We start from the raw sequence: 21,711 nt of genomic DNA, 5'->3' as shown, positions 1-21,711 counted from the left end.
TGTGCGGCACAGCCGCGACGCGTCGCAACCGTGATGCCGCGCCAGGCCATGCATTACGGTGCATGGCCACCACGAACGAGCCTCAGTCGCGCGGATGCGCCCCGACCTGCGCGCGATCCAGTGCCGCTCGCAGCTGTGGATTCGCCACCGCCGCGTCAAGCACGTAGACCTCTACGCCATGCGCGGGCACCGTCGCCTGCAACGCGGCGCCTTCGGCCACATCCACATCGCCGCCGCCCAGCTCGGCATGCCAACGACCCGCCTGCAGCATGTCCCGGACCTCGAAGTCCGCCGGCGTCGCACCCTTGTTCAACAGCACCAGCGCGATCTGGTGTGCTCCCTCGCGTTGCAACACCCGGAAGAACGCGGCGCGGTCGCCCTGCATCATCGCGTTCACCTGCAGGCCACGCTGCAGCGCCGGCGTCGCAGCGCGCAGCGCGCCGATGCGCTTGAGGGCCTGGTAGATCGGACTGCCCGGCGCGGCGTCGATGCGCGCCTGGCCGAAGTAGTTGCGATTGCCCGCATGCTCGGCGGTGCCACGTTCGAAACCGGTTTCCGAGCCGTAGTAGATGATCGGAATGCCACGCGTGGTGAACAGGAAGTTGTTCGCGTCGATGAAGCCGTCGTCGCTCGCATCCAGGCGCGCCATGTCGTGGTTGTCGTAGAACGTCATCAGTTCGTACGGATGTTCATACGGACCGTCTTCCAGATACAGGCGCTCGGCGATCCGCTCGAAGCCGCCGCCCTGTTTCCCGAACACTTCCGCCACGCGCTCCTTCAGCGGGAAATCCAGCACGCTCACCCCGGCGTTGCGCGGCAGCGTGTGCGCGGCGATGGTCGCGGCGTCGTAGTTGAAAGCCTCGCCGAACATGAAGAATCCCGGGTGCTTCTCGCGGATGCGCGTGGTGAATGCATGCCAGTACGAATGCGGCATCCACGGGATCGTGTCGATGCGGAACGCATCCGCGCCCTGGTCGATCCATTGCGAGTACGCGCCGACGAAATATTCCAGCACCCGCGGATCGTTCTCGTTGATGTCCGACAACTGCGCAAGGCCCGGACGGGTGTTGTAGAAGGCGTGCAGCGGATTCTTCGGATCGAGTTGATCCGGGCGCAGGTTCTGGTGGTCGGCGATCAGCGTGCCGTCCTTGTCGTATATCTCGCCGTACTTCGGCTGGTCCTGCGGCATCGTGTAGGACGGCGAACCGTGGTTGCAGACGATGTCGAGCACGGTCTTCAGGCCATGCTGCTTCAGGCCCTTGGTGAGCCCGGCGAAATCCAGGCCGACGCTGGGCAGGTGCTCGTCGAGCTTGTAGAAGTCGACGCCCCAATAGCCGTGGAAACCGGTCTTGCCGCGATCGGTGAACATGCTGCCCCACTTCACCGGATCGCCGCCGGTGAAAGCCTCATCCGGCTGGTCCACGATCGGCGTCACCCACACCGCGCCGAAGCCCATGCCGCGTATGTAATCGGCGTTGTCCAGCAGGCCTTTGAAGTCGCCGCCGAGGTAGCCGATGTTGTCGCTGCGCCCGGCAGGTGCGCCGGGAACGGGACGATCGAAGGTGTGGTTGGGACCGGCCGCCTGCTCGCGCTGGTCGTTGCTGGTGTCGCCGTTGACGAAGCGGTCGGTGAGGACGAAGTACACCGCGTTGGACGCCAGCGGCTCGGTCGTGCCGACGTAGTCACCTGCCGGCGTGGAAGCGCCCGCAGCAACCGGTGCCGCCGCCTTCGCATCGGGAACCGGCAAGGCCGTTTCCTGCTGCGCGCATCCTGCCAGCAGCAGCACCATCGCCATTCCGGCACGTCGATTCATTCACTCGTCTCCAAGGCATCCATCGTCGGGAGATGTCGCCCCCGGAGTTTCCAGAATCCGAACGCGACCTCATCCGGGACTAATCCATTTCCCGAAGATTGAGGACCGCTTCCAGTCACGCACCAGAATCGGGCCCGCAATCGGGCGGAACCGCAATCAATTCGCGGATACCGCCACCGCATGCCGCGCAGGCTCGCGCACGCGCAGCACGCACAGGCCGGCAACGATCATGCTGATGCCGCCGATGACGAGCGCGTAGATCGGGTGACTGCCGAAGAACAGCTTCAACAGCACGCCGAGCAGGCTCGCCGCCACCAACTGCGGGATCACGATGAAGAAGTTGAAGATGCCCATGTACACGCCCATCTTCGCCGCGGGCACGCTGTCGGACAGCAGCGCATACGGCAGCGACAGGATCGACGCCCATGCGAAGCCCACGCCCACCATCGACAGCAGCAGCCATTGCGGGTCGCGGATCACGATGAACGACAGCAGGCCCAGTCCGCCCAGCGTGGCGTTGATGAGGTGGCTGACGCGCAGGCCCCAGCGCTTCACCATCATCGGAATCACCACGGCAGCCAGCGCGGCGAACCCGTTGTAGGCCGCGAACAGGACGCCGACCCAGTTGGCGCCATCGTTGTAGGCGGCGGACGTGGTGTCGGTAGCGCCGTAATGCACGCTGGTCACCGCACCCGTGGTGTAGATCCACATCGCGAACAGCGCGAACCAGGAGAAGAACTGCACGACGGCCAGCTTCACCATCGATGGCGGCATGTCATGCAGGTCGTCCATGATGTGGGCGAACGCGCTCGGTGCCTGCAGGAACGTGCGCGCATAGAACGCAGCCCCGAAGCCGACGAACAAGCCGGCAAAAATGACCAGCGACTTGTCCAGGCCGTAGCCGACGACGGCCGCGACGCCTGCAAGGCCCAGCACGATGGCAAGCAACGCAAGTCCACGAATGCGGCCCGCATCGCGCAGGCGCGGGCGAAGCGGCGGCGCCTCGTCGTAGGCACGCAGCACCTCCGGCGGATACTCGCGCGTGCGCAGGACGGTCCAGCCCATTGCGCCCATCAGCACGGCGCCACCCGCGTAGAAGGCGTAGCGGACGGTGTCCGGGACTTCGCCCGGCCCCGCGGTGTTGGCGACGCCGAACTTCGCCAGCAGCCAGGGCAACAGGCTGGCCACGACCGCGCCGACGCCGATGAAGAAGCTCTGCATCGAATAGCCGGCAGCGCGCTGCTTCACCGGGAGCTGGTCGCCAACGAAGGCGCGGAAGGGCTCCATCGAAATGTTGATGGAGGCGTCCAGGATCCATAGCAGTCCCGCAGCGATCCACAGCGCGGGCGAGTTGGGCATGAGCAGCAACGCCAGCGTCGTCAGCACCGCGCCACAGAGGAAGTACGGGCGGCGCCGACCGAGCCGGGTCCAGGTCCGGTCGGAAAAATGGCCCACGATCGGCTGAACCAGCAGTCCGGTGAGCGGCGCGGCGATCCACAGGATCGGGATGTCGTCGATCGACGCACCCAGCGTCTGGAAGATGCGGCTGACGTTGGCGTTCTGCAAAGCGAAGCCGAACTGGATGCCGAGGAAACCGAAGCACATGTTCCAGATCTGCCAGAACGACAGTTGCGGCTTGTGTTGCGCGTGGCTTTGCGTCATGCGGCGTTCCCTATGCAGGTCTGTGCAGCTGCGGCAGGCATGGTAGTGGGCACTCGCGGTGCACCATGAAATGTAATCGTATTCAGCCCGTGACCTGACCAAACACCCGTTCGTCAGCAGGCGTGGCATGGAATAGTCGCTGCTCTGCGAATTCAGCGCCGAGGACGGCGGGGACCGGATGGCGATGAACCGGTGGTGGCGTGGCGCGGTGATCTACCAGATCTACCCGCGCAGCTTCCTTGACACCAACGGGGATGGCGTCGGCGACCTGCCCGGCATCATCGACCGTCTCGACTACATCGCCAGCCTCGGCGTGGACGCGATCTGGATTTCGCCGTTCTTCAAATCGCCGATGGCCGACTTCGGCTACGACATCGCCGACTACCGCGACGTCGATCCGCTGTTCGGGACGGTCGCCGACTTCGACCGCCTGCTGGGCAAGGCGCACGCGCTTGGCCTTCGGGTGATGATCGACCAGGTGCTCAGTCATACCTCGATGGAACACGAGTGGTTCCGGCAGAGCCGCGAGAACCGCGACAACGACAAGTCCGACTGGTACGTCTGGGCCGACGCGAAGCCCGACGGATCGCCGCCCAACAACTGGCTGTCGCTGTTTGGCGGGGTGGCGTGGAAGTGGGAGCCCCGGCGCTGCCAGTACTACCTGCATAACTTCCTGTCCTCGCAACCGGACCTGAATTTCCACAATCCGGATGTGCGCGCGGCGACGCTGGACAACGTTAAGTTCTGGCTGGACAAGGGCGTGGACGGCCTGCGCCTGGACGCGATCAACTTCTGCTTCCACGACGCGAAACTGCGCGACAACCCGCCAAAGCCGGAGGAACTGCGTGTCGGTCGCGGCTTCAGCGCCGACAATCCTTACGCGTTCCAGTACCACTACTACAACAACACGCAACCGGAGAACCTGGAGTTCCTCTCGCAGCTGCGCGCGTTGCTGGACCGCTACCCCGATGCAACCACGCTGGGCGAGATCTCTTCCGAGGATTCGCTGGCGACGATGGCCGAGTACTGCAACGACCATCGACTGCACATGGGCTACAGCTTCGAGCTGCTCACCGACGACTTCACCGCCGCGTACATCCGCGGCACGGTGCGCAACCTGGAAGCGAAGATGCGCGAAGGCTGGCCTTGCTGGGCCATTTCCAACCACGACGTGCGCCGCGCCGTCACGCGCTGGGGCGGCGAGCACGCGTCGTCGGCGTTCGCGTCGCAGCTGGTGGCGCTGGTGTGTTCGCTGCGTGGCTCGGTGTGCCTGTACCAGGGCGAGGAGCTCGGCCTGCCGGAAGCCGACGTGCCCTACGAATCGCTGCAGGATCCGTACGGCAAGACGTTCTGGCCCAACTTCAAGGGCCGCGACGGCTGCCGCACGCCGATGCCGTGGAACGCTACCGCGAATGCCGGCTTCAGCGTCGCAAAGCCTTGGCTACCGGTGCCGGCGGAGCACTTCGACCGCAACGTGGCGACGCAGGACATCGATGCGCGTTCGTCGCTCAACGCCACGCGTGCTTTCCTGCGTTGGCGCCGCACCCAGCCGGTGCTGACGTTCGGCGACATCGAATTCATCGAGACACCTGAGCCGGTACTGGCCTTCAAGCGCACCTACCAGAACGAGTCGATGCTGGTGGCGTTCAACCTCTCCGCCCATCCGGTGGACTGGGCCCTGCCCGCAGGCATGAGGCCCCATCCCATTGCGGCGCCCGGCGTGCAGCCCGGCACCATCGAAGGCCCGCGTCTGCACCTGCCTGCGCATGGCGCCTGCTACGCAACGCTCGGCTGAGCTCCGGGTCGCGCGCGCGACCCGGACACGGCACCAATCACGCAACGACTTGCGCCGCCGCGAACTACGCGGCCCCGATCTACGCGGCCATGGGTTCGGCGCTGGCGGCGCAGTTGGCCTTGATGAATGCATCGTGCGTCGGCATCGCCTGCACGCAGTTGCCGATCACGCCGCGCACGCTCTCCAGGTATTGCGCGATCTTCTCCTCCGGGAACAGGTCCACCAGCGCGTGGTAGCCGCGCGGATGGATGCCCTGCCCGAACATCACCTGCACCCAGCTCATCTCCGCGAACATCTCGTTGTTCTCGCGGAACACGCGGCCGTTGCTGCGGAACAGGTCGATCTTGCGCTGCAGCGTTTCCGGGATCTCCATCGTGCGGCAGTGGTTCCAGAACGGCGTGTCGTCGCGCTGCGTCGCGTTGTAGTGCAGGATCAGGAAGTCGCGGATCTTGTCGTACTCGAAATCGCTGTGCGCGTTGTACTCGTCGATGTCGGCCTGGTCGAAGCCCGCGTGCGGGAAGAATGCGGTAAGCCGCGCGATCGCCGACTGGATCATGTGGATGCTGGTGGACTCCAGCGGTTCCATGAAGCCGCTGGCCAGGCCCACGGCAATGACATTCCTGTTCCACATCTTCCGGCGCTTGCCAGTGACGAAGCGCAGCGGCCTGGGGTCGGCGAGCGCCTCGCCTTCCAGGTTGGCCAGCAGCTTGGCGGCGGCCTCATCGTCGCTGATGAAACGGCTGCTGTAGACGTAGCCGTTGCCGACACGATGCTGCAGCGGGATGCGCCATTGCCAGCCGGCTTCCCGCGCGGTGGAGCGGGTGAACGGCGTGAGCGGCCCGCTCGACGCGCACGGCACCGCCATCGCGCGGTCGCACGGCAGCCATTGCGTCCAGTCGATGTAGCCGGTCTTGAGCGCCTGCTCGATCAGCAGGCCGCGGAAACCGGAGCAGTCGATGAACAGCTGGCCGGCGACCATTTCACCGGACTGCAGCTGGATGGACTCCACGAAACCGCTTTCACCGTGGAGCTGCACGTCGACAACCTTGCCCTCGGTACGCACCACGCCGCGCTTCTCGGCGTACTCGCGCAGGTAGCGCGCGTACAGGCTGGCGTCGAAGTGGTAGGCGTACGCGATGTCGGCCAGCGGCGAACTGGGACGATCGGTGACCGCGCGCATGAACTTGTTGTTGCGACTGGCGAGCGCGCCGATGCAGTAGTCGTCCATCGGCCCGGCCTTGCCGGCCTGGTGCATCTTCAGCCAGTACTGGTAGAACGCCACCATCCCCAGGTCCTGGCCGATCTTGCCGAAAGCATGGATGTAGGTGTCGCCGATGCGGCCCCAGTCCTTGAATTCGATGCCGAGCTTGAACGAGCCCTTGGTGCGGCGGATGAAATCGTTCTCGTCCAGCTCCAGCGCATTGTTGAACAGCTTGATCATCGGGATGGTCGCTTCGCCGACGCCGACGATGCCGATCTCGTCCGACTCGACCACGCGGATGTTGTAGTCGCGGGTCAGCACCTTCGACAGCGCCGCGGCGGTCATCCAGCCCGCGGTGCCGCCTCCGACGATGACGATGTCCTTCACGCGCCCTTCGTATCCATTACCCACCATGTCCGCTCCTCGCTCCGCCATCACGACTGAGTATGCGGCCGGGGCCGCGACCGGTCATTCTGCGACGCGGGGTCGCGGACGCGGCGCATCGCCGCACCACCATGGAAACGTATTCATGCAGGGATTTGTGACGTTTCTCCTGATCGGCGGTGCGGTCGCATCAGGGTCCGCGACGGCCCGCACGGTGTCTCTCGCCGACTGCGATGCGGCCGGCTACGCCACGACGCTTGCGCCCGACGCCAACGGGAAGTCCGACGCCCGCGCCTATTGGCTCGACGCGGGCTTCCTGGAGTGGCCCGGCGACACCGGGCCGGGGCGCCATCGCCTGTACCACTCGGCGAAGGCGAAGCTGCGCGCAACCCCCGGCAAGCGCGTGCGCGGCGCCGACGGCAGCATCGACGTGGGCATTCCGGACACGCTGCCGGCATCGCTGTTCGAGCGTTTCGGCTTTCTCGCCGACGGCGTCGAACTCGCGGTGATGCGTGATGACGTCGCCAAAGTGCCGGCGCTGCTTACTGAACAGGTACTGCTGGTCCGCGAAGACGAAGCAGGTCGCGTGCTCGATGCCACCTACGTGCAGACGCCCGGCGCGCTGGATGGCTTGTACGCGGACGCCGCGCGCGACGCGGCGCTGGGCGTCGAAGCGGATGCCGCGCACACTCGATTCAGCGTCTGGGCACCCACCGCGCGTTCCGTGGCGACGTGCGTGTATGCCAGTGGCGGCGGCAAGGCGACACGGATCGCAACGATGCAGCGCGATACCGCGACAGGCGTCTGGTCCGCAACGCTCGGCTCGGATCTTTCTGCGCAGTACTACACGTACCTGGTCGACGTGTTCGTGCCTGGCAGCGGGCTGGTGCGCAATCGCGTCACCGATCCGTACTCGATCGGCCTGACCACCGATTCCAGGCGCAGCTACATCACTGATCTCGAAGACGCCGCGCTAAAGCCGCCGGGCTGGGACGATGCGCCCCGCCCCGCACCACTCGCCGCGCAGACCGACCTGTCGATCTACGAACTGCACGTGCGCGACTTCTCGATCGGTGACGCGACCGTGCCGACGGCGCATCGCGGCAAATACCTCGCCTTCACCGACGCGCTGTCGAACGGCATGCGTCACCTGCGCGCGCTGCGCGATGCCGGGCTGACCGACATCCACCTGCTGCCCGTCTTCGATATCGCCACGATTCCCGAATCCGGCTGCACCACGCCGACGGTGCCCGACGCCGCCCCCGACAGCGACGCGCAACAGGCCGCGGTGATGGCGCAGGCCGCAGGCGATTGCTTCAACTGGGGCTACGACCCCTATCACTACAGCGTGCCGGAAGGCAGCTATGCAACCGACCCGGCCGACGGCGCGACCCGCATCCGCGAATTCCGCGCGATGGTGATGGCGCTGCATGCCGCCGGGCTGCGCGTGGGCATGGATGTGGTCTACAACCACACCACGGTGTCGGGCCAGCAGGAGCGTTCGGTGCTCGACCGCATCGTTCCCGGCTACTACCAGCGCCTGGATGCGACCGGAAAGGTCGAACACTCCACCTGCTGCGACAACACCGCGACCGAGCACGCGATGATGGGCAAGCTGATGGCGGACTCCGTCGCGCTCTGGGCGACGCATTACCGCATCGATTCCTTTCGCTTCGACCTGATGGGGCACCAGCCACGTGCGGCCATGGAGGCAGTGCAGCAACGCGCCGATGCCGCCGCGGACCGCCACATCAACCTGATCGGCGAAGGCTGGAACTTCGGCGAGATCGCGGACGGCAAGCGCTTCGTCCAGGCCTCGCAATTGTCGCTGCAGGGTTCGGGCATCGGTACGTTCAGTGACCGCGGCCGCGACGCACTGCGCGGTGGCGGTTGCTGCGACAGCGGTGCCGACCTGATCGCCGCACAGGGCTACCTCAATGGCCTGTTCTACGCGCCCAATGCCTTGAGCAACGGCAAGCACACGCGCGAAGACCTGCTGCGCGCGGCCGACTTCGCCCGCATCGCGCTGGCGGGCTCCCTGCGCGACTACCGCCTGCGCACGTTCGACAGCACGACCAAGCTATTGCGCGACATCGATTACAAAGGCCAGCCCGCAGGCTACGTTGCGCAGCCCGGCGAAGTCGTCAACTACGTCGAGAACCACGACAACCCGACGCTGTTCGACATCAACGTCCTGAAGCTGCCGCGCGACACCTCGCGCGAGGATCGTGCACGCGTGCAGCTGCTCGGCGCGGCGTTCGTCGCCTTCAGCCAGGGCGTGGCGTACTTCCACGCGGGAATGGACGTGCTGCGTTCCAAGTCGCTGGATCGCAACAGCTTCGATTCCGGCGACTGGTTCAATCGCATCGACTGGACGTACCAGGACAACCATTTCGGCAGCGGCCTGCCACCCGCCAGCGACAACGGCAAGGACTGGGACCTGCTGCGCCCGCTGCTGGCGGATGCCGATTCGATCAAGCCGACGCCCGCGGACATCGCCTGGATGCGCGATGCGTTCCGCGACCTGCTCCGCATCCGCGCGAGTTCGGCCCTGTTTCGCCTGCGCACCACGCAGGACGTGATGCAACGACTGCACTTCGGCAATACCGGCCCGGACCAGAACCCGCTGGTCATCGCCGGGCACCTGGATGGCGAGCACTACAACGGCGCGCGATTCCGCGAAGTGCTGTACCTGCTCAACGTGTCGCCGCAGCCGCAGGCACTGGTGTTGCTGAACGAGTCCGGCAAGCGCTACGTGCTGCACCCGGTGCTGGCGGATGCGCATTCGGCCGATTCCCGCGCGAAGCAGGCGACGTTCGATCCCCGCGACGGGCGTTTCGTCGTGCCGGCGCGAACGGCCGTTGTTTACGTCATCGAGTAACTGTTCTTCATTGGAAGTTGGTTGTGACTCTTGTTTTTGCTCGTCATTCCCGCGAAGGCGGGAATCCAGGGACTTACCGCCGGCCTGTCGTGCCGAGTACGCTCGAAGGAGCGAAGTCGCTGGGTTCCCGCCTTCGCGGGAACGACATCCGGTAATTTTTCGCCGAGGTGCTCCATGCGTTTTCCACTCTCCGCTGCCCTGCTTCTCGCATTCGCCGCAATTCCTGCACATGCCGAAACCGTGGCCCAGGCGACATCGCCCGATGGCCGCCTGAAGGTCGAGCTTGACCTCAACGGCGAAGGTCGCCTGGCCTATCGCGTGGCACGCAACGGGCAACCGCTGATCGGCGACTCCCGGCTCGGCTTCATCCTGCGCAACGGTCGCGAGTTGCTGCGCAGCCTGAAGCTGGACAAGCAGTCGGCGCGCAGCTTCGACGAAACCTGGGAGCAGCCCTGGGGCGAACGCCGCTTCGTCCGTAACCACTACAACGAGCTGCGCGCGAGCTTCGTGGAGGGCGATCGCGACCATCGTCGCTTCGACATGGTGTTCCGCGTGTTCGATGATGGCGTTGGCTTCCGCTACGAACTTCCCAAGCAGCCCGCAATGGACGAAGTGCAGATCGCCGAAGAACTCACCGAGTTCGCGATCGCGCAGCCGGCGACCGCGTGGTGGATCCCGGCCTTCGAATGGAATCGCGAGGAATACCTGTACAACCGCACGCCGCTGGCGGAAGTCGGGGTGGCGCAGACGCCGATCACCCTTCGCGCCGCCGACGGCACGCACCTGGCCATCCACGAGGCCGCGCTGGTCGACTACGCCGGCATGAACCTGGCCAAGGGCGGCGACGGTCGCCTGCGCGCGCTGCTGACACCCGGCAGCCCGGCGAAGGTGGTCCGCCACACGCCGTTCAACACGCCCTGGCGCACCATCCAGATCGCCGATCGCGCTGGCGGACTGGTCGAATCCAATCTGATCCTCAATCTCAACGATCCCAACAAGCTCGGCGACGTGAGCTGGTTCAAACCGTCCAAGTACGTCGGCGTGTGGTGGTCGTTGCATCTCGACGAGCAGACCTGGGGGACCGGCGCCAGGCACGGCGCGACCACCGAAAACACAAAGCGTTACATCGACTTCGCCGCGAAATACGGTTTTCGGGGCGTGCTGGTGGAAGGCTGGAATCTGGGTTGGGACGGCGACTGGTTCGCAAACGGCTGGAACTTCGACTTCAGCAAGCCCACGCCGGATTACGACCTCGAAGCCTTGGCCGCGTACGCGAAGTCCAGGGGCGTGCACCTGATCGGCCACCACGAGACTGCGTGCGCAGTCAGTCACTACGAACGGCAGATGGGCGACGCGTTCGCGCTGTTCCAGCGCTTGGGTATCGATGCGGTGAAGACCGGCTACGTCTGCGACGCCGGCCAGATCGAGCGGCAGGATGCAACGGACGGCCCGGTGGTGCGCGAATGGCACGAGGGACAGTTCATGAGCAACCACCACCTGCGCGTGCTGCAGGCGGCGGCACAGCACCACATCGCCATCGACGCGCACGAGCCGATCAAGGACACCGGCCTGCGCCGCACCTATCCCAACTGGGTGTCGCGCGAGGGCGCACGCGGCCAGGAATTCAATGCCTGGGGCAATCCACCCAACCCGCCCGAGCACGAACCCAACCTGATCTTCACCCGCATGCTCGCCGGGCCGATGGACTTCACGCCCGGCGTGGTCAGCCTGAAGGGCCGCGGTGGCCAGCCGATCCAGAACACGCTAGCGCGCCAGCTCGCCGACTACGTGGTGCTGTACAGCCCGATCCACATGGCCGCGGACCTGCCTGAGCATTACGAGCAACACATGGATGCGTTCCAGTTCATCATCGATGTGCCCACAGACTGGCAGGACACGCGCGTGATCAACGGCGAAGTCGGCGACTACGCGACCATCGTGCGCAAGGACCGCAACAGCCAGGACTGGTACCTGGGCAGCGTGACCGATGAGAACGCCCGCACGCTGGAGGTATCGCTGTCGTTCCTCGATGCGAAGCGGACCTATGTTGCACAGATCTACCGTGACGGCGAGAACGCGGACTGGAAATCCAACCCGTTCGCCTTCGTGGTGGAAACGCGCAAGGTGAGCCGCGCCGACACGTTGACGCTGAAGCTTGCCGCCGGCGGCGGCCAGGCGATCCGCTTCAAGGCGCTGTGACGGCGCTGCTGTGATGGCGCTGCCATGACGATGATGTTCAATCCGAACCCGCGGATCGAGGTGGTGCGGATCGGCGATCGGCCGGTCTGCTACGTCATCGACGATGCGCTGGTCGATCCGCAGCGCTGGGTCGACCATGCAGCGGCGCGCGCCGATGCGTTCGAGGAAACCGACCACAACGCCTATCCGGGCCCTGAGTTGCGCATGCCCGACGCCGACAGCGCGCAGCTCGACGCCTTCTTCTCCATGCACCTGCGTCGCGCCTTCGACGTGCGGCGCACGCTGCGGATGTACAGCCGCATGGCGCTCGCGACGCGGCAGCCGGAGCAGCTCGCGCCGCGCCAATGGCTGTGCCACGTAGACCGCATGGACATCGATCCGGGCCAGGCGGTCATTGCTTCTGTGCTGTACCTGTTCCGCGACGAGTCGCTGGGTGGCACCGGGTTCTACCGGCCACTGCGGCCATTGCCGGAAATCGCGCAGGCGGTACAGGATTCCGCGCGCCTGTCCGGCACCGAATTCACCGCGCGCCACGGCCTCGCGGCCGGCTACATGACCGCCTCCAACACGCTGTTCGAGAAGATCGCCGTGGTGCCGGCGCGCTGGAACCGGCTGGTTTTCTATTCCGGCATGATCTTCCACGCGGCCGACATCACCGCGCCCGAGCGCCTGAGCCGCGACCCACGCGTGGGACGGCTCACCCTCAATGGCTTCTTCACCTGTCGACGCAATGCGGGCTGACGACGGGCTGGGTGCGTGTCGTCGGGACGCGTCCGGGCCGATGGTTCCAGCTGCAACCAAATGAAACCGCCGCCGGGGCCGACCCGGCCCGCGCGTCAGCCGCATCCCCTGCCCCGGCCTCGTCGACCCCGATGAGGACCCATGCGCGCCCGCCCCGGGAACAGCGTGGCCATGACATCGCCTTCACCGCGCCTCGCACACGTGCGTGACACAGGCGGCGCTTCTCCCTACGAAAACAGATGAATACGTATGCAGGGGAAATTGTGCGGGGTTTTGCCGGACTACCATCGGCCTGCGCTTTTATTCAGGGGCCGTGCGGTCCCGCGCAACGTGGGCCGCCCGCAAGTGCACGCATTCGCGCGCACGGCGCAGAAATCAGAAGACCTATATCCGGAGGGGATGATGGTGCAGTTGAAACGCAACCTGCTGAGCGTCGCGCTGGCGTCGGCAACACTGATGCTCGCGACCAACGCGTTCGCGCAGTCGGCCGACCAGGCTGACACGACGAAAACCGAAGCGGAGAAGAAGGACAAAAACGCCAAGACGCTCGACACCGTCGTCGTCACCGGCATCCGCGCCGCGATCGAGTCCGCGATCGAAACCAAGCAGACGTCGACGTCGATCGTCGAGTCGGTATCGTCCGAAGACATCGGCAAGCTGCCCGACACCTCCATCGCCGACTCCATCGCGCGCCTGCCCGGCCTGACCGCTCAACGCTTCGGCAGCCGTCCGCAGGAAATCAACATCCGCGGTTTCGCCGGTGACTTCTCCACTGCGCTGCTCAATGGCCGCGAACAGGTCAGCCTGGGCAACAACCGCGGTGTCGAGTTCGACCAGTACCCCTCGGAGCTGACCAACAAGGTCATCGTCTACAAGACCCCGGATGCCGCGCTGATCGGCCAGGGCCTGTCGGGCACGGTCGACCTGCGCACCGTGCGTCCGCTGGACTTCGATCACCAGGTGATCGCGGTGAACCTGCGTGGCGACATGAACAAACTCGATGAGAATGTCCGCGGCGACCGCTACAGCATTTCCTACATCGACCAGTTCGCCGACCACACCGTGGGCCTGGCGCTGGGCTATGCGCACCTGAACAACCCCGGGCAGGGCCACACCTTCGAAAGCTGGGGCTACGACGGCGGCCTGCTCAACGGCGCCAACATCTGGGACTCGGAGTTCGACAACCAGCGCGACGGCTTCATGGGCGTGCTGGAGTTCAAGCCGAACGACATGTACTCCAGCACGCTGGACCTGTTCTATTCCAAGTTCGACAAGGAAGAGACCAAGCGTGGCTTCCAGTTCAGCCTGCAGGGCTGGACCGGCGCGGCGCTTAACGGCCGCACCGACAACGCCAACGGCACGGCAACGTCTGCGCAATTCTCCAACGTCAACTTCGGCGTGATCCGCAACGACTTCAACGCCGCCCACGACGACCTGTTCGCGATCGGTTGGAACAACAAGCTGCGCATCAACGACCACTGGACCGTGACCGCCGACGTGAGCGCCTCCAGCGCCAAGCGCGACGAGCGGATCCTGGAGACGTACGCGCGCCTGCAGACAGCTGACAACAACGTCTCGATCCAGTTCAACCCGAACGGTTACTTCGACTTCGATTTCGGCGTCGACATGACTGATCCGGCGAATTTCCGCCTGATGGATCCGGGTGGATGGGGCGGCGACCGTGCCCAGGCCGGCTACCTGAAAGACTTCACGGTGAAGGACGACCTGACCTCGCTGCGCGTGGACCTGGAACGTACCTTCGACACCGGCATCTTCAGCAGCCTCAAGTTCGGCGCCAACCTCACCGAACGCACCAAGAGCCGCGCGTCGGACGAAAACACTCTCTGCCTGACGGTCGGCTGCACCGACAACACGGGAATCCCCGTGCCGCCGCAGTACCTGACCGACAGCAACCTCAACTTCGCCGGCGTCTCCTTCCTTGGCATGGACCCGCTGGAACTGCTGCACAACGTGTACTTCACCAAGCCCAAGGACCATCCGGACATCTCCAACAAGAACTGGTCAGTGGATGAGCGTGTCTCCACGTTCTACCTGCAGGGCAACATCAACACCGACCTGGGTCCGATTCCGGTGAAGGGCAACGTCGGCGTGCAGGTCGTGCATGCAGACCAGTCCTCCACGGGTGTGGCCACGTTCGCCGGAACCGCTCTGAGCGAACCGGCAACCCGGGGCGCGGCCTACACCGACTACCTGCCCAGCTTGAACCTGTCGTTCCAGCTGCCCGCAGACCAGTACGTCCGCTTCGGCGCGTCGCGCCAAATGGCGCGTCCGCGCATGGACCAGATGCGCGGCAACGCCAACTACGGCTACGACCAGACCCAGCAGACCTGGAACGGCAGCGGCGGCAACCCGGCGCTGAAGCCGTGGCTCGCGGACGCCTACGACCTGTCCTATGAGAAGTACTTCGGCGGCACCAAGGGTTACGTCAGCGCGGCGTACTTCTACAAGAACCTGAAGACGTACATCTACGACGACATCAACACCAACTTCGACTTCAGCCAGTTGCCGATCCCGGCCGGCCAGATCCCGGCGAACGTCACCTCGTACACCGGTACTTTCAGCGAGCCCAAGAACGGCAACGGCGGCAACATCAAGGGCTTCGAGCTCGCCGGATCGATTCCGTTCGACATGCTGTGGTCGCCGCTGGAGGGCTTCGGCTTGCAGGCGACGTACTCGGCAACGAAGAGCGCAATCCAGCCGTTGGGTCCGACCTTCCCGACCGAGCCGCTGCCGGGCCTGTCCAAGTACGTATCGAACGTGACGCTGTACTTCGAACGCTGGGGCTTCTCGGCGCGCGCCAGCCAGAGGCACCGCTCGCAGTTCGTGGGCGAGGTCCAGGGCTTCGGTGGCGACCGCACGAAGATCCACTTCGGTGGCGAATCGGTGACCGACCTGCAGTTCGGCTACAGCTTCAACGATGGCCCGCTGAAGGACCTGTCGCTGCTGCTGCAGGTGAACAACCTGGAGAACGAGCCCTACAAGACGAACTTCGGCTCGGACGATCGTCCGAACAACTTCTCCGAGTTCGGCCGCACCTACCTGTTCGGCGTGAACTACAAGTTCTGATCGCAACGCCGGTCGGTACCCAAGCCCTTGCCTGCCTTCCCCGCCGGCAAGGGCTTTTTTTCGGGCGGCCCGTGGCTGTCCCGACCGCGAAATCGCATCGGCCGTTTCGGCCGCGGAGCCTGAAATGGAATCCAACACAATCCAGCTGATCGTTTTCCTGGGCCTGACCGCGCTGGTGGCGCTGGCGACGTGGTGGCGGGTGCGCCACGAGAAACACGACATCAAGGATTCGTCGCACGACTTCTTCCTCGCCGGTGGCACGCTGTCGTGGCCGTTCATCGCCGGATCGCTGCTGCTGACCAACATCAGCGCGGAGCAGATCGTCGGCATGAACGGTGCGCAGAACATGCTGCAGGTGTGGTGGGAGTTCGGCGCCGCCGCTGGCCTGCTGGTGCTGGCGCACGTGCTGGTGCCGATGTACTACAAGTACAAGTGCACCACCACGACCGAACTGCTGGAGCATCGTCTCGGCGATGCCAGCCTGCGTCGCGCGGTGTCGATGCTGTTCCTGCTCGGTTACCTGTTCATCCTGCTGCCGATGGTGCTCTACACCGGCGCACGCTTCATGAAGTCGATGTTCCAGCCGGACCTGTCGATCCTCGCGATCTCGGTGATGTTCGCGCTGGCGGGACTAGCCTACGCCGCGCTCGGCGGGCTGCGCGCGATCGCGATTTCCGATACCTACATGGGCGTGGTGCTGCTGGCGATGGGCGGGCTGGTGACGTACTTCGCGCTCGATCGCATCGGCTGGGACCTGTCCGGCATTCCCGCCGAACGGCTGACGCTGTTCGGTGGCCCGGATTCCGACATTCCCTGGCCGACACTGCTGACAGGCATGGTGTTCGCGCACATTTTCTACTGGGGCACCAACATGGTGATCGCCCAGCGCGCGCTGGCCGCGCGCAACATCCGCGAAGCGCAGAAAGGCATCTACGCTGCCGCCCTTTTCAAGTTCCTGACGCCGTTCATCGTGGTCCTGCCGGGAATCATCGCGTTCAAGCTGTACGGCGACGTCGACGACAACGCCTATGGCCGCCTGGTCGGCGACGTGTTGCCGCCGTGGCTGGCGGGCGCATTCGCCGCGGCGATCACCGGCGCGGTGCTGTCGAGTTACAACGCCGCGTTGAATTCAGCCGCCGCTCTGTACACCGTCGACATCCACCTGCCGATCATCAACCCCAAGGCCGATGGCAAGCGCATCGGTCAGCGCGTGCAACTGCTCTTCATGGTGGTGTCGCTGGCGCTGGTGCCGCTGTTCGCGCAGGCCAAGAGCATCATCGGCACGCTGCAGCAGCTCAACGGCCTGTACTCGATGCCGGTGCTCGCGGCATTCATCGTCGCGATCTTCATCCGCGGCGCCAATGCGAAAGCACTGCGCGTCGCGCTGGTCTTCGGCGTGCTTCTGTACGCGGTGTTCACCTTCCTGTGGACGCCACTGCACTACCTGCACCTGATGTTCGTCACGCTGATGTCGACGATTGCGGTCGCGGTGATCGGCAGTCGGTTGATGGGCCCGTCGGCGGTGGCGGCAAGCGAGGCGAGCTGAGCCTTCGCCAGTCGTGGAGCGGAGCCTGCTCCGTTTCACGACCGCGGCGAGCAGCTTCGACAAAGCGTAGGGCGGGTCTCGACCCGCCACTCCACACGCATCTGCGATTGACAAACAAGCGCCTTGATGAAGGCGTTACGGGCCGTCCCGACGGCGGGTCGAGACCCGCCCTATCGCAGCGTGGCGGCTTCGCGCGCCAGTACGCCGATGCGCGCCCAGTCGCCTGCCGCAAGCGCATCGGCCGGCACCATCCACGAACCGCCGACGGTGAGCACGTTCGGCAACGCAAGATACGTCGGCGCCAGCGCCGCATCGATACCGCCGGTAGGACAGAACTTCACCTGCGCGAACGGGCCGGCGAACGCGCGCAACGCGGCGACGCCGCCACTCGATTGCGCCGGGAAAAACTTGAACCGCGTATAGCCGTGGTCGAGGCCACGCATCAGTTCGCTCGCGGTGGCAATACCGGGCAGGAACGGCACGCGACCGTTGTGGGCCGCTGCATACAACGCATCGGTGGCGCCGGGAGAGATCGCGAACTGCGCGCCCGCGCCCTCCACTGCGGCCAGGTCCGCCGGGGTCAGTACGGTGCCGGCACCGACGATCGCGCCTGGCACGTCCTCAGCGATATACGCGATGGCTTGCAGGGCAACCGGCGTGCGCAGGGTGACTTCCAGCACCGGCAGTCCTGCATCGACCAGTGCGCGCGCCAGCGGCACGGCGTGGTTGAGGTCAGCAATTGCCAGTACCGGCACGACCGGTGCGCGCCGCAGCACCGCATCCACGCGGCGCGCGTGTTCAACGGTGTCGATCCGCTCGTTGGTACTCATGCTCATGCGTGCGCCTCGTGCGCGTGCGCCGAACGCAGGGCCATCATCGCGCCGAGCAGTCCGGGTTGCGGATGGGTGACGACGTGAATCGCCACGGATTCCAGGTAAGCAGCGAAGCGGCCCTTGGCCAGGAAGCGCTCGCGGAACGCGCTGCTGCGCAGGAAGGGAATGAACCGCGGCACGATGCCGCCGGCGATCACCACCGTGCGCGCGCCGTGGATCAGCGCGGCGTCACCGGCCACGCTGCCCAGCACCGAGCAGAACCGAGCCAGCGTGCGTCGCGCGGCGAGGTCGTGGCCTTCCAGGGCGGCTTCGACTATCTCGGCCGGATCGCGCAACGAAGACGGCTTGCCGGTGTCCATGTTCACCGCGCCGCGCAACACCGCATCGATGTGGGCGATGCCGCTGCCGCACAACACGCGTTCGTTCGAGACGCGGCCGAAGTGCGCGGTCATCCATTGCGCGATGGCCTGCTCTTCATCGCCCAGCGGCGCGAAGCTGACGTGGCCGCCTTCGGTTTCGACCACCTGCCAGCCGGTCGCCTGCGATCCCACCAACAGCGCGACACCCAGCCCGGTGCCCGGACCGATCACGCTCACCGGTCCCTGCAGCGATGCCGCGTCCGGGCCGTACAGCGTCACGCGATCGTCCGCCTGCAACGCGGGGACCGCCCACGCCACGGCACCGAAGTCGTTGATCATGCGCAGTTCGTCGAGCCGCAACGCGCTTTGCAGTTCGCGTCGACTGAACGACCAGGCACGATTGGTCAGGCGGATCTCGTCGGTGTTGACCGGGCAGGCGACCGCGATCGCAGCGCGCTGCGGTTGCGCGCCGACGCTGGCGATGTAGTGCTCGGTCGCGTGCTGCAGGCTGGCGAAGTCGGCATTGCGCAGCGATTGGCAGTCGCGCATTTCCGGATGCGGCAATGACAGGTCGGTCAGTGCGAAGCGTGCGTTGGTGCCGCCGATGTCGGCGACGAGCGCCAGGTTGTCCGGCCCGCTCATCGCGGCGGCTCCTCGTTCAGCGGCTCCTCGACGAACAGGCTGCAGGCGCCCTGCTCCGCCGTGCCGACCTGGGCGCGCATCAGTGCGAACAGTTCGCGACCGACGCCGGTGCGGTTGTGCTGCAGCGACGGCAGCGCCGGCTCGCGTGCATCCCATTCACGCGTGGCAACCAAAGCTTCCATCACGCCGGCCTCGGCATCGATGCGGATCAGGTCGCCGTCGCGCACGCGCGCGATCGCGGCGCCGTCGGCAGCCTCCGGCGTGACATGGATCGCGGCCAGCACCTTGCCCGATGCACCTGACATGCGACCGTCGGTGAGCAGCGCGACGCGCTGGCCACGGTCCTGCAATACCGCGAGCGTCGGTGTGAGTTTGTGCAGCTCCGGCATGCCGTTGGCGCGCGGCCCCTGACCGCGCACGACGGCGACGAAATCGCCTTCCAGGTGGCCGGCCTTGAACGCATTCAGCAATGCATCCTGGGTGTCGAAGACCTTCGCCGGCGCGGTGATCGCGCGGAATTCCGGCGCCACCGCGGACACCTTCACCACGGCGCGCCCGAGGTTGCCCTGCAGACGGCGCAGGCCGCCTTCGCTGTCGAACGGCTCGGCGACGCCACGCACGATGGTGGTGTCGAGCGAAGCCGATGGTGGATCACGCCAGCGCAGTGTCGTGCCGTCCAGCCAGGGCTCGTGCGCCTGCTGGCGCAGGTCGCCGCCGTACACGCAGGCGATGTCGGCGTGCAGCAGGCCGGCATCGATGAGTTCGCGGATGACGAAACCCAATCCGCCGGCCGCGTGGAAATGGTTCACGTCGGCGCTGCCGTTGGGATAGATGCGCGACAGCAACGGAGTGACGCGGGAAAGTTCGTCGAGGTCGTCCCAGTCGATCAACACCCCCGCGGCGCGCGCGATCGCCACCAGATGCAGCGCGTGATTGGTGGAACCGCCTGTGGCCGCAAGTCCGACCATCGCGTTGACGATCGCTTTCTCGTCGATGGTGTGTGCCAGTGGCCGGTAGCCATCGGAAAGCGCGGTGATGCGCAGGGCCTGCTCGGTGGCGGCGACGGTCAGCGCGTCGCGCAGCGTCGTGCCCGGGTTGACGAAGGCGGTGCCCGGCAGGTGCAGGCCCATCACTTCCATCAGCATCTGGTTGGAATTGGCGGTGCCGTAGAAGGTGCATGTACCGGCGCCGTGATACGACGCGGCCTCGGCTTCCAGCAGCTCCTCGCGCGTGGCCAGTCCCTGCGCGTAACGCTGGCGGACGGCGGCCTTTTCCTTGTTCGGCAGGCCAGAGGTCATTGGCCCGGCAGGCACGAAGATCACCGGCAGATGACCGAAGCTCAACGCGCCTATCAGCAAGCCCGGCACAATCTTGTCGCACACACCCAGGCACAGCACCGCGTCGAACATTTCGTGCGACAACGACACCGCCGTCGCCAACGCGATAGTGTCGCGTGAGAACAGCGACAGCTCCATCCCGGTGCGACCTTGCGTCACGCCATCGCACATCGCCGGCACGCCGCCGGCTACCTGGGCGCTGCCGCCGGCATTGCGCGCGGCCATGCGGATCAGTGTCGGGTAGTGCTCCATCGGCTGGTGCGCCGAAAGCATGTCGTTGTACGCCGTGACTATTCCGATATTGCCACCGCGTCCGTCGCGCAGCATCGACTTGTCATCGCCCGCCGCGGCGAACCCGTGCGCGAGGTTGCCGCAGCCCAGGCGCGAGCGCGCCGGTGCGCGTTCACGCGCCGCGTCCGTGCGCGCAAGGTAGTCGTCGCGCGTGGAGCGACTGCGTTCCGCGATGCGTCGGGTGACGCGCTCGACAGTGGGATGCAGCGTGGTCATGGGTTCACGGGCTCCAATGAATCTGCACCAGCACGTCCGGGGCATGCAGCACGGCAGCGACAGGATGGCGCAGCGGGTCGTTCTCCGCCTGCGCGCGCCGCAGTACCTCCAGCTTGCCTTCGCCGGTCAGCACCAGGTGCATGCTACGCGTCCGCAGCAGGCGCGGCGCAGTGAGAGTGATGCGTGGAAACGGGGCTTCAGGCGGAAGCGGGTCGGGATCGATGCGGCAGGCATCGACGTTGCTTGCGGGATCCAGCGCAGCAGCCAGCTGCACGGCGCCCGGGAACAGCGACGCGGTGTGCGCGTCGTTGCCCATGCCCAGCACCACGGCGTCGAACGGCTCGGCGAGTGCCGCGAGCATGGCCTGAGCGTGCGCCTGCGAGCGATCAGGATCACCATTGGGCGTGGTCAGCGATTCGATCCGCAACCCTGCGGCCGACGCGAAGATGTCACGCATGCCGCGCAGGTTGCAGGCGGGATGATCGTGCGGAACGCAACGCTCGTCGGAGGGCATGACCGTCACGTTCGACCACGCCAGCGATTTCGTGGCCAGGCGCTCGTACGCGGGCCACGGCGTGCGCCCGCCCGCGAGTGCGAGCGTCGCGCGACCGCGTGTGGCGAGGCCGTCAACGCACGTCGATTCCAGTGCGATGGCCACGCCGGCAGCGAGCGCGCCGGCGTCGACGTAATCGTGTTCAAGCCACGCCATCGCGCCGCCCTGTGC

At 65.8% G+C, this 21,711-nt stretch carries 13 protein-coding genes; 6 read left to right on the top strand and 7 right to left on the bottom strand.

What is annotated here, in order from left to right:
• Positions 1–82: 82 nt before the first annotated feature.
• A complete protein-coding gene (locus tag ACYVD7_RS05655; protein ID WP_460760200.1) occupies positions 83–1,813 on the bottom strand; it encodes an alpha-amylase family glycosyl hydrolase in 1,731 nt (576 codons plus the stop codon).
• Between the two features lie 156 nt (positions 1,814–1,969).
• Positions 1,970–3,475, bottom strand: a complete 1,506-nt coding sequence (locus ACYVD7_RS05650) for an MFS transporter (RefSeq protein ID WP_460760198.1) — start codon at positions 3,473–3,475, stop codon at positions 1,970–1,972.
• 178 nt (positions 3,476–3,653) lie between these two features.
• Between ACYVD7_RS05650 and ACYVD7_RS05645 the strand changes: the two genes are divergently transcribed.
• Positions 3,654–5,270 (top strand): alpha-glucosidase family protein, encoded by a 1,617-nt coding sequence (locus ACYVD7_RS05645; RefSeq protein ID WP_460760195.1) that lies wholly within the window; start codon positions 3,654–3,656, stop codon positions 5,268–5,270.
• 79 nt (positions 5,271–5,349) lie between these two features.
• Here ACYVD7_RS05645 and ACYVD7_RS05640 read toward each other — a convergent pair whose 3' ends face one another.
• Positions 5,350–6,885, bottom strand: a complete 1,536-nt coding sequence (locus ACYVD7_RS05640) for a tryptophan halogenase family protein (RefSeq protein WP_460760193.1) — start codon at positions 6,883–6,885, stop codon at positions 5,350–5,352.
• Between the two features lie 115 nt (positions 6,886–7,000).
• Between ACYVD7_RS05640 and pulA the strand changes: the two genes are divergently transcribed.
• From pulA to ACYVD7_RS05615, 5 genes are all read left to right on the top strand, one after another.
• Entirely contained in the window at positions 7,001–9,736 is a 2,736-nt protein-coding gene (gene pulA, locus ACYVD7_RS05635; protein WP_460760190.1) for a pullulanase-type alpha-1,6-glucosidase, read from the top strand.
• Between the two features lie 174 nt (positions 9,737–9,910).
• A complete protein-coding gene (locus ACYVD7_RS05630) occupies positions 9,911–11,935 on the top strand; it encodes a glycoside hydrolase family 97 protein (RefSeq protein ID WP_460760187.1) in 2,025 nt (674 codons plus the stop codon).
• Between the two features lie 24 nt (positions 11,936–11,959).
• Complete coding sequence (locus ACYVD7_RS05625) at positions 11,960–12,676, top strand: DUF6445 family protein (RefSeq protein ID WP_460760184.1); 717 nt, start codon at positions 11,960–11,962, stop codon at positions 12,674–12,676.
• A 402-nt stretch (positions 12,677–13,078) separates the two neighbouring features.
• On the top strand, positions 13,079–15,763 hold the full coding sequence (locus ACYVD7_RS05620) for a TonB-dependent receptor (RefSeq protein WP_460760181.1): 2,685 nt from the start codon (positions 13,079–13,081) through the stop codon (positions 15,761–15,763).
• Positions 15,764–15,887: 124 nt separating this feature from the next.
• Complete coding sequence (locus tag ACYVD7_RS05615; RefSeq protein WP_460760178.1) at positions 15,888–17,309, top strand: solute:sodium symporter family transporter; 1,422 nt, start codon at positions 15,888–15,890, stop codon at positions 17,307–17,309.
• A gap of 170 nt (positions 17,310–17,479) precedes the next feature.
• On the opposite strand, the gene ACYVD7_RS05610 is transcribed toward ACYVD7_RS05615, so the two are convergent.
• Genes ACYVD7_RS05610 through pgl form a run of 4 tightly spaced genes read right to left on the bottom strand, consistent with a single transcriptional unit; the run spans position 17,480 to position 21,696 of the window.
• Positions 17,480–18,145 carry a bifunctional 4-hydroxy-2-oxoglutarate aldolase/2-dehydro-3-deoxy-phosphogluconate aldolase gene (locus ACYVD7_RS05610; RefSeq protein WP_460760175.1) on the bottom strand — a complete coding sequence of 222 codons (666 nt, stop codon included), beginning with the start codon at positions 18,143–18,145 and terminating at the stop codon, positions 17,480–17,482.
• Positions 18,142–19,143, bottom strand: a complete 1,002-nt coding sequence (glk, locus tag ACYVD7_RS05605) for a glucokinase (protein WP_460760172.1) — start codon at positions 19,141–19,143, stop codon at positions 18,142–18,144. The genes ACYVD7_RS05610 and glk overlap by 4 nt, the downstream gene beginning before the upstream one ends.
• Positions 19,140–20,987: a phosphogluconate dehydratase gene (gene edd / locus ACYVD7_RS05600; protein WP_460760169.1), complete on the bottom strand. Its 1,848-nt coding sequence runs from the start codon at positions 20,985–20,987 to the stop codon at positions 19,140–19,142. Before edd ends, glk begins: the two co-directional genes overlap by 4 nt.
• Positions 20,988–20,991: 4 nt before the next feature.
• Positions 20,992–21,696: a 6-phosphogluconolactonase gene (pgl, locus tag ACYVD7_RS05595; protein ID WP_460760167.1), complete on the bottom strand. Its 705-nt coding sequence runs from the start codon at positions 21,694–21,696 to the stop codon at positions 20,992–20,994.
• Between the last annotated feature and the right edge of the window lie 15 nt (positions 21,697–21,711).

It is taken from the genome of Lysobacter fragariae, assembly GCF_054779775.1.
This window is presented reverse-complemented; position numbering and strand designations above follow the sequence as displayed.

Coding starts and splice junctions, on each gene's coding strand:
- pulA (WP_460760190.1), top strand. CDS start 7,001: ATGCAGGGATTTGTGACGTTTCTCCTGATCGGCGGTGCGGTCGCATCA.
- ACYVD7_RS05655 (WP_460760200.1), bottom strand. CDS start 1,813: ATGAATCGACGTGCCGGAATGGCGATGGTGCTGCTGCTGGCAGGATGC.
- edd (WP_460760169.1), bottom strand. CDS start 20,987: ATGACCACGCTGCATCCCACTGTCGAGCGCGTCACCCGACGCATCGCG.
- pgl (WP_460760167.1), bottom strand. CDS start 21,696: ATGGCGTGGCTTGAACACGATTACGTCGACGCCGGCGCGCTCGCTGCC.
- ACYVD7_RS05610 (WP_460760175.1), bottom strand. CDS start 18,145: ATGAGCATGAGTACCAACGAGCGGATCGACACCGTTGAACACGCGCGC.
- glk (WP_460760172.1), bottom strand. CDS start 19,143: ATGAGCGGGCCGGACAACCTGGCGCTCGTCGCCGACATCGGCGGCACC.
- ACYVD7_RS05630 (WP_460760187.1), top strand. CDS start 9,911: ATGCGTTTTCCACTCTCCGCTGCCCTGCTTCTCGCATTCGCCGCAATT.
- ACYVD7_RS05650 (WP_460760198.1), bottom strand. CDS start 3,475: ATGACGCAAAGCCACGCGCAACACAAGCCGCAACTGTCGTTCTGGCAG.
- ACYVD7_RS05640 (WP_460760193.1), bottom strand. CDS start 6,885: ATGGTGGGTAATGGATACGAAGGGCGCGTGAAGGACATCGTCATCGTC.
- ACYVD7_RS05645 (WP_460760195.1), top strand. CDS start 3,654: ATGGCGATGAACCGGTGGTGGCGTGGCGCGGTGATCTACCAGATCTAC.
- ACYVD7_RS05620 (WP_460760181.1), top strand. CDS start 13,079: ATGGTGCAGTTGAAACGCAACCTGCTGAGCGTCGCGCTGGCGTCGGCA.
- ACYVD7_RS05615 (WP_460760178.1), top strand. CDS start 15,888: ATGGAATCCAACACAATCCAGCTGATCGTTTTCCTGGGCCTGACCGCG.
- ACYVD7_RS05625 (WP_460760184.1), top strand. CDS start 11,960: ATGACGATGATGTTCAATCCGAACCCGCGGATCGAGGTGGTGCGGATC.